Here is a 7,024-nt window from a genome sequence, read left to right on the forward strand (position 1 = left end):
TTCAACGCCGAAGCCACTCCAGCCCCCTTTCCCCGTCACCCCGCCCTCGCAGTGGAGTCCGCCAGAGTGGTGTACCGGTAGCTCGGTGAGGGTCAAGTCCTGGGGAGTGGTGTAGCGGTGCGGTGTGAGGCTGTGAGCCGCCGCGACGTCTACCACTGACAGCGCCGGAGAGCCCACCGTTGACGGCGTCAACAACATGCCAACGGAGCGCGGGGCGGAGCGGGCGGGACCGTCCAGCATGCCAAGGACGAAGACCACGCGTTGCCGCGAACCGGGTTCAGTCGGCACGCACTGCCCACACCGCCGAGGTGCGTTCGGTGTTCGGGGCTTCCCGAACACCGAACACTTCTCGTATGCTTGACCCGTGGACAGCCGAGCAGACGAGGCGATCTCGCTCCTGGAGGAGGCCCTCGAGGCGGCAGGGGCGCTGACCGCGCGCCCCGAGCCGGGTGACCGTTCGGCTGATCTGGTCCTTGTCCTGGGGACGACCCGCGTCGCGGTGCAGGTCAAGCGCTGGGCGGTGTTCCCCGAGCACGCGGTCCGGGCCAACCCGGCGTTCCGTCAGCAAGAGGACCCGTCCGTGGTGCGCGTTGTCGTCGCGGACAGGATCGGCAAGGAGGCACGCCAAGCTCTCCAGGAAGCGGGTTGGGGCTGGCTGGACCTTCGAGGGACCCTGCACGTCCAGGGTCCCGGGATCCTGGTGCATGCGCAGGTGCCGTCCGCGTGGGAGCGTCCGGGCCCCCGCGATCCGCTCGCAGCGCCCGCCGGCCTCGCGGTGGCGTGCGCCATGCTGTCCAGCCCCACCGACGAGCACACCGTCCGTGGCCTGGCTCGTCGACTTGGCCGCTCGCCGAGCACCGTGTCGGAGGTTCTCAAGGCGCTCAAGGACGACTCCCTCGTCGAGGGAGCGACCAACCGGCCGACGTCGGAACTGTTCTGGAGCGTTGCGGACGTGTGGCCCGGCAAGCGCGTGAGCCTGGCCGGCGCACCCGAGCCGGGAGGGGGCCTGTCAACGAGGCGCTCCAGCTGGGCTTCGACGACGTCGAGGGCACTGTCGGCTGGGCGCTGACGGACACGCTGGCGGCGGCGGTGTATGGCGCGCCCGTCGCCGCCCGCGCCGACCAGCCCGCCGACTACTTCGTCCCCACGGACGCGATCCTCAGGCGCGCCCGCACGCTCCTGGGCATCGCCTCAACCCCGGGTGAGGCCCGTGCCACCGTGCGAGTGGCGCCGGTTCCCGAGGTCTGCGAGCGCCGAGTCGACGCCGCGAGACGGTCCCTTGAGGAACGACCGCTCGCCGCGCCGCTGTTCGTCGCACTCGACCTCGCTCAGGACGTCGGCCGCGGTCGAGAGATCCTCAACACCTGGGATCCGCCGGAAGGGTGGGCTCGTGTCTGGTAGCGCCGAGACGCCGCATGTCCTGCTGGTCGGCGACGAGACGCGTCGCCTCGTCGAGGCCATCAGCGTTGTGGCCGACATCTCCGGGGAGACACCAACCGTCGTGGCGGCATCGCCGTCCTGTGCCGGGTGCACAGGGCCTATCGCGCGACGTCGGACCTGGACACGCTCAGTTACCGGGACCATCGATCAACGGGCGACCTCGACACCCTGGACCGTCCGCGGCACGCACACCGTCCCTCCTGGAGCTGCTCCGCGCCTCACCCGGCGCGGAGGCGGTCGAGCCCGCCGCAGCGAATGTGATCACGCCGAGCGGCCCGGTGCGGGTGGACGTCATCGACGTGATCGACGCGCCGGACTCCCCCGACATCGAGGACCCGACCGACCGCCTGTACGAGATGGCTCACGCCTGGGCGTTCCGGACTGCGACCGAGCTGCGCATCGACGTCCTCGGCTCCGATCGGCAGTCGACCGTCAGCGCCGTAGCGCGCGTCGCCGAGCCGGGACCCCTCGTGGCGATGAAGCCTCCAGGCGGTATTGCTGCGGTCGACGGCGAAGGAAGGCACCGACCTGCTGGAACATCGTCCACGATCCTGCTCGACCCGGTGGCAAGGGATGTCGCCCTGGCGCAGCTGGCGGGGTGCGATCCAGTGATCGCCGCGGACGCCGCGCTCCACGCACATCGATGGTTCGTCGAGCAGGTCGGCCGGACTCTCAGACTGATCCGCGCTGCGGGTGGCCTCGAGATCGGACGCGACGAGGATCGCTCTCGTGGCCGACCTCCTCGAGGCCGCGACCCGTCGATAGCCGGCCCGCGCGTTGATGCGTCGGTACGTCCGGCCAATCTGAGCCGACGGGACGGCGACGTCCTCCAGCGTTCCCGCAGGTCAGCCGCACGAGGCTAGACGTCCCGGCGCCTCACGACAGGTTCGATTCCCGCCACCTCCACCGTCCTGCCCCGCGTTCGCGCGGGTCAGGTGACATCAAGGCCGCCACACCGCTCACCACGGGTCGCGGCCTTCGTGTGTCCGGCTGTTCCCTCGATTCGCACGTGAGCGCCCATGCCCTGGCACGCTCTCTGCGGCAGGCCGCGCATGGCTGGGCTGGGACTTCAGCCCAAGGCAATCGACCTCGATGCTTGACGAACCGCTCGGCGCGCCGCACGGCCCGGAATCGCACCTGGCCCCGGTGGAACAGGATGGGTCGATGAGGATCCAGCTCCTGTACTTCGACGAGTGCCCCAGCTGGCAGGTGGCCGACGCGCGGCTGCGCGAGGCTCTTGCCGCCGTGGGCAACACCACGGACGTGGAGCGAGTCCTGGTTACCACCGCCGACGCGGCCGAGTCGTGGGGCTTCCACGGCTCGCCGTCGGTCCTGGTGGACGGGGAAGACCCGTTCGCCGAGCCTGGCGCGCCGGTGGGCTGTCGTGCCGGCTGTATCGCACCCCTGCCGGGGTCAGCGGCTCCCCGACAGTCGGGCAGCTGGTCGAGGTGCTCGCCCCGCGGCTGATCCGCACCACGTCGACCGCTCGGAGCGAGACGGAATGCTCAATGACGACGAACCGCGAACGGGTTCTGAGCGCCCTTTCGCAAGCAACACGAGCCCTCGACGATGGCGAGCTCGCTCGACGGGCCGCCGTCAGTCCGAGGCAGACGGTGAACCAGGTCTGCAGGCGGCTCGTCGACGGAGGCCTTGTAGCCAGGGACCGTCGGGCCCGGCGGCAAGGTCGTCAATGGACTCCGCGTCCGGCCGCTGCGAGCACGATCGACGACGCCCTGTCCGCCATGCCGCGGGGCCGTTCTACCGAGCAACGAGGTCCGCCGAAACGGCACAGGCCTCCGAAGCGACCGGTCTGCATCTCTGGGCGGTTTCTGGCGAGGAGTCCTAGAAGGGGGATGTGACCGAGACGCCGTTGACTGGGCGGCCTCGGCGAGTCGGTCGTCGTAGGTGACGATCCCTTCGAGGTCGTCACCGAGGCTCAGGGCAGCCGCAAGGTGGACGGCGTCGAGGGCTACGCAGGAGCGTCGGATCGAGACGAGCCGCCTCCTCAAAGGTCGCGGTCGTGACCGTCATGAGCGTGATCGAGTCGAGTACCGCCCGTGCCTGCACGACGCGGTCGGGGGCGGCGCGACGCACGGCGCGCAACAACTCGGTCCTCGCGAGATCGCAGGACACCGGCTCACGTTCGGCCGCGGCCAGCCACGCGCCGCAGGGCCGCCGTCTCTGCCTCGGAGACGACGAGCTTCACCAGCGCCGAGGTGTCGAGGTAGTGGGCCACGGCTAGTACCTCTCGGCATCTCTCATCGCAGCGAGCTCGTCGGGACAGGTTCGGCCCGCCTCGGGGCGGAAGCTTCCCCGATGGTGTGACGCGCGGGGCGCGGGCGCCCCCGGCGTTCAGCAGCTGCTGGAGGCGCGACGACGGGATCGCCGTCAGCTGAGCCACCGGGCGTCCCCTATCGGTGATCGTGACAGTCTCCCCGGCGGACGGCGTGGGCGACGACGGCCGAGGCGTTCTGCTTCAGCGCACGAATCCCTACCTGTGTCATGTGCTTCACTGTAGTACATCAGGGCTGAAGGTGGCATCGTCGTGCAACAAGGTCCAGGCCGACCGAGGGCTCATGCGACCGGGCCACTGTTGACGCCGTCAACAGATCCCGCCTCGAGCACCACCCAGAACCTTCCACGTTCCGACGTCACCGCAGGTCACCGGCTCGACCCAACACGTCCACACGCCACCAGACAGGTTCGATTCCCGCCACCTCCACCCGTTGGATCCCGTCGGATGCCGTTGCGTCCGACGGGATCTGTTCGTTGACGGCCTCAGACCCGTTGCGACCGAGGGGGCGAGCCGAGTACCCAGGACGCGCGCCGCACCCTCCCTGGAACAGTGACAGAGCCGGTACGACACATGACCGCCTGGGGGCGTGGTCGCGCTGACCGCCGCCCGTCTGGACGCCGTTGCGCACGCCTGGGCGGTCAGTCGACCACCGCCCAGAACCCGTTCCTCCCCCCAGCTTGCTTCGACGCGTGACCCTTCCTCCAGTTGCAGCACGCTGCAGCCCGCAACTCCGTGCGGCCCGACGTCGTCGGGCTTCGGCAAGTAGCAGGCCGCCCACTCACCGGGAGCAACGGGCAGGTCGAACCGCCCGCCGGGCGCCGAGCGGTTGCCACGCACCTCCGGACCCGAGGACGTCGGCCTCTTGGATCGTTGCGGTCGGCTCTGTGGCCACCCTCCGGGTACGCACCGAGGAGGTCCCCAGGTCCGCGTCGGAGGCCGGCAGCGCGACCATCCAGCCCTCCTCGATCGCGTCCGGTGGAAAGCCGGTGTCGTCGAAGGCCCGCATCCGCCCCCCGGCCTCGTCGTTCGCGCAGGCACCCAGCGCGCCCACGCACGCCACGAGCACGACGACGAGCGCGCAGACCCTCACTCGACTGGTCACTCGCATGCGCCCCCGTTAAGCCGGAACCACGTCGGAACAGCAGCCGCCTCGCCGAACGGTTTGGCGCCGGCGAACCCGATGGTGATCTCCTGACCCGCCAGGATACCGGCGTTCCAGGACAGGTTCGTGGCCGTGACCGTCGCGCCCTCCGTGGTCATGGTGGAGCTCCAGTGGTGTGCCACGGATTGCCCGGCCGGCATCTCCCACTCAAGGTCCCACCCGTCGATGGGGTCGGTGCCGATGTTCCGGATCCAGATCTGGGAGGTGAAGCCGGTCGGCCAGTCCCCGTGCACGGTGTAGCGCACGGCGCAGGTCGGCGACTCCTCCACCGGCGGCTCGGCGACCCCCGGACCGTCAGGATGACGTCGCCGACGCCGCCCTGGCTTGCGCTGTCACCCACGGTGGCGGTGATGTGGTGGGTGCCCCCTCTCCCCGTCCGTGCGTAGCCGAGGCGCACGTAGAGCTGTTCGCCGTCGCCGTTGGTGTCACCGACCGCGACGACGACCTGGTTGCGCCCACGTCCGACGACGCGAGCCTCTGCGGCCTGCATCAGCAGGGTCCCCGACTCCTTGCCCAAGAGACTCGGCACGCACCTGCAGGTGGTTGATCTCGACGGCGCCGGGGAACGCCGCCCGAGCGGACCGGCCTACGCAGCCCCCCCACTGGACCATGCAGGAGCCCAACGGCTCCCCGCCCTGCTACGCCACCAGGTAGGTGGCCCGGCCTTCGCGGTGCTGGGCGTAGTGCGCCTCGTGGACCTCCCCGTCGTCGGCCAGCGAGATCTGAGCGCGTCGAGGTCCTCGTCCGTGCAGGGTCGGATCTCCACCCGCTCATCCAACATGACGGGGACCACGGGCCAGTCCGGCTGCCATAGTGGCGCCGTGAGTCTCGAGCTGCGTGCCCTGCGCGCCGACGACGCAGGCGGCGCCAGGGCGGCTCACGCCGAACTCGCGGCCGAGGACTTCGCGTTCCTCCCCTTCTTCGACGCCGAAGAGGCGTGGGACGCATACCTCGCCCGGATCACACGCCTGAGCCGCGGCGAGGACCTCCCACCGGGAATCGTGCCGTGGACCGACCTGTACGGCGTCGTCGACGGCGTGGTCGTGGGACGCGTGTCGGTGCGTCACCGGTTGACCGAGTCGCTCGAGCGCGTCGGCGGGCACATCGGCTACGGAGTGCGCCCCGCGTACCGCAGGCGCGGATACGCCACGGCCCTCCTTGGCGCCGGGCCCGCCGTGGCTCGCGAACACGGGATCGACCCGGCGCTGGTGATGTGCGACGACAACAACAACCCGGCTCAGCAACGGTCATCGAGCGCTGCGGCGGAATGCTGGAGAACGTGGCGGACGTCGCCGACGGCAGACCCAAGCGGCGCTACTGGGTGCCCCACGCGATGACCCGCGGCGGGTCGATCCGACCGCGGTCCGTGTCCGTCGGCCGCGTCAGGCGGCACGATGGGTTCATGGACGGCTTGACCCGGCTCACCGACGGCGTCGTCGTGCTCCGGCCCCTGGACCTCGGGGACATCGCCGAGCACCTCGCCGGCGAGGACGAGGAACTCGTTCGCTGGCTCAACGGCGGACCCGGCACCCACGAGACGGTCGAGGCGCATGTCCGGGCTTGCATGGCCGCGTGGCAGGCAGGCGGGCCGACGATCACGTTCGGCATCTGCGCCGGGGTCCCCGAGCGCCTCGTGGGGACGGTGGACGCGCACCTCGAGCTCGCTGGGCTGGAGCCCGGTCAAGCGAACATCGCCTACGGGCTTCTATCCCGAGGCCAGAGGCCGTGGCCTGGCATCCCCGCGGGTTGCGCTGATGTGCACCTTCTTGGCCACCCGGCACGGTGTTCGCGAGGCGATCATCCGCACCGAGCCAGCCAATGCGGCGTCCGTCGCGGTCGCTCTCAGGACTGGCTTCCGTTTGGCTCGACGCGGCGGCGAGGGGCGAGCTCAACTGGTACGTCCGCGACCTCGCAGGGGCGTCGGCTCCGATTGCCCCGTACAGCGCCGGGAATGGTGACTAGAATTCGGGTCATGACGACCACTACGTCGCTGGCCAACGTCAAGGCCCACCTGTCCGCGATCGTCGGATCCGTGCACGACACCCACGAGCGGGTTTGTCATCACGCGCAACGGTGAGCCGGCCCGCAGTCCTGGTCTCCCCCGACGACCTCGCCTCGTTGGAGGA

Annotated in this window: 6 protein-coding genes; 4 read left to right on the plus strand and 2 right to left on the minus strand. The window is 70.3% G+C overall.

The window, feature by feature from the left end; genetic code table 11:
• Positions 1-364 precede the first annotated feature (364 nt).
• Entirely contained in the window at positions 365-1,069 is a 705-nt protein-coding gene (locus tag K415_RS22310) for a helix-turn-helix domain-containing protein (protein WP_051480697.1), read from the plus strand.
• 589 nt (positions 1,070-1,658) lie between these two features.
• Here K415_RS22310 and K415_RS24135 read toward each other — a convergent pair.
• Positions 1,659-2,075 carry a hypothetical protein gene (locus K415_RS24135; protein WP_155859546.1) on the minus strand — a complete coding sequence of 139 codons (417 nt, stop codon included), beginning with the start codon at positions 2,073-2,075 and terminating at the stop codon, positions 1,659-1,661.
• Between the two features lie 529 nt (positions 2,076-2,604).
• Here K415_RS24135 and K415_RS22320 point away from each other — a divergent pair.
• The gene (locus K415_RS22320) at positions 2,605-2,907 is read left to right on the plus strand and encodes a thioredoxin family protein (protein WP_369795266.1); all 303 of its coding nucleotides are present in this window, start codon (positions 2,605-2,607) and stop codon (positions 2,905-2,907) included.
• Between the two features lie 1,927 nt (positions 2,908-4,834).
• Here K415_RS22320 and K415_RS0121195 read toward each other — a convergent pair.
• Positions 4,835-5,167, minus strand: a complete 333-nt coding sequence (locus K415_RS0121195; RefSeq protein WP_024289009.1) for a cellulose binding domain-containing protein — start codon at positions 5,165-5,167, stop codon at positions 4,835-4,837.
• 552 nt (positions 5,168-5,719) lie between these two features.
• Between K415_RS0121195 and K415_RS22325 the strand changes: the two genes are divergently transcribed.
• Entirely contained in the window at positions 5,720-6,235 is a 516-nt protein-coding gene (locus tag K415_RS22325) for a GNAT family N-acetyltransferase (protein WP_231494951.1), read from the plus strand.
• Positions 6,236-6,448: 213 nt separating this feature from the next.
• Positions 6,449-6,856, plus strand: coding sequence for a GNAT family N-acetyltransferase (locus tag K415_RS25220; protein WP_197024832.1), 408 nt, complete (start codon positions 6,449-6,451; stop codon positions 6,854-6,856).
• Positions 6,857-7,024: the final 168 nt, after the last annotated feature.

Source organism: Cellulomonas sp. KRMCY2 (assembly GCF_000526515.1).
In the GTDB taxonomy this organism is placed as follows: Bacteria; Actinomycetota; Actinomycetes; order Actinomycetales; family Cellulomonadaceae; genus Actinotalea.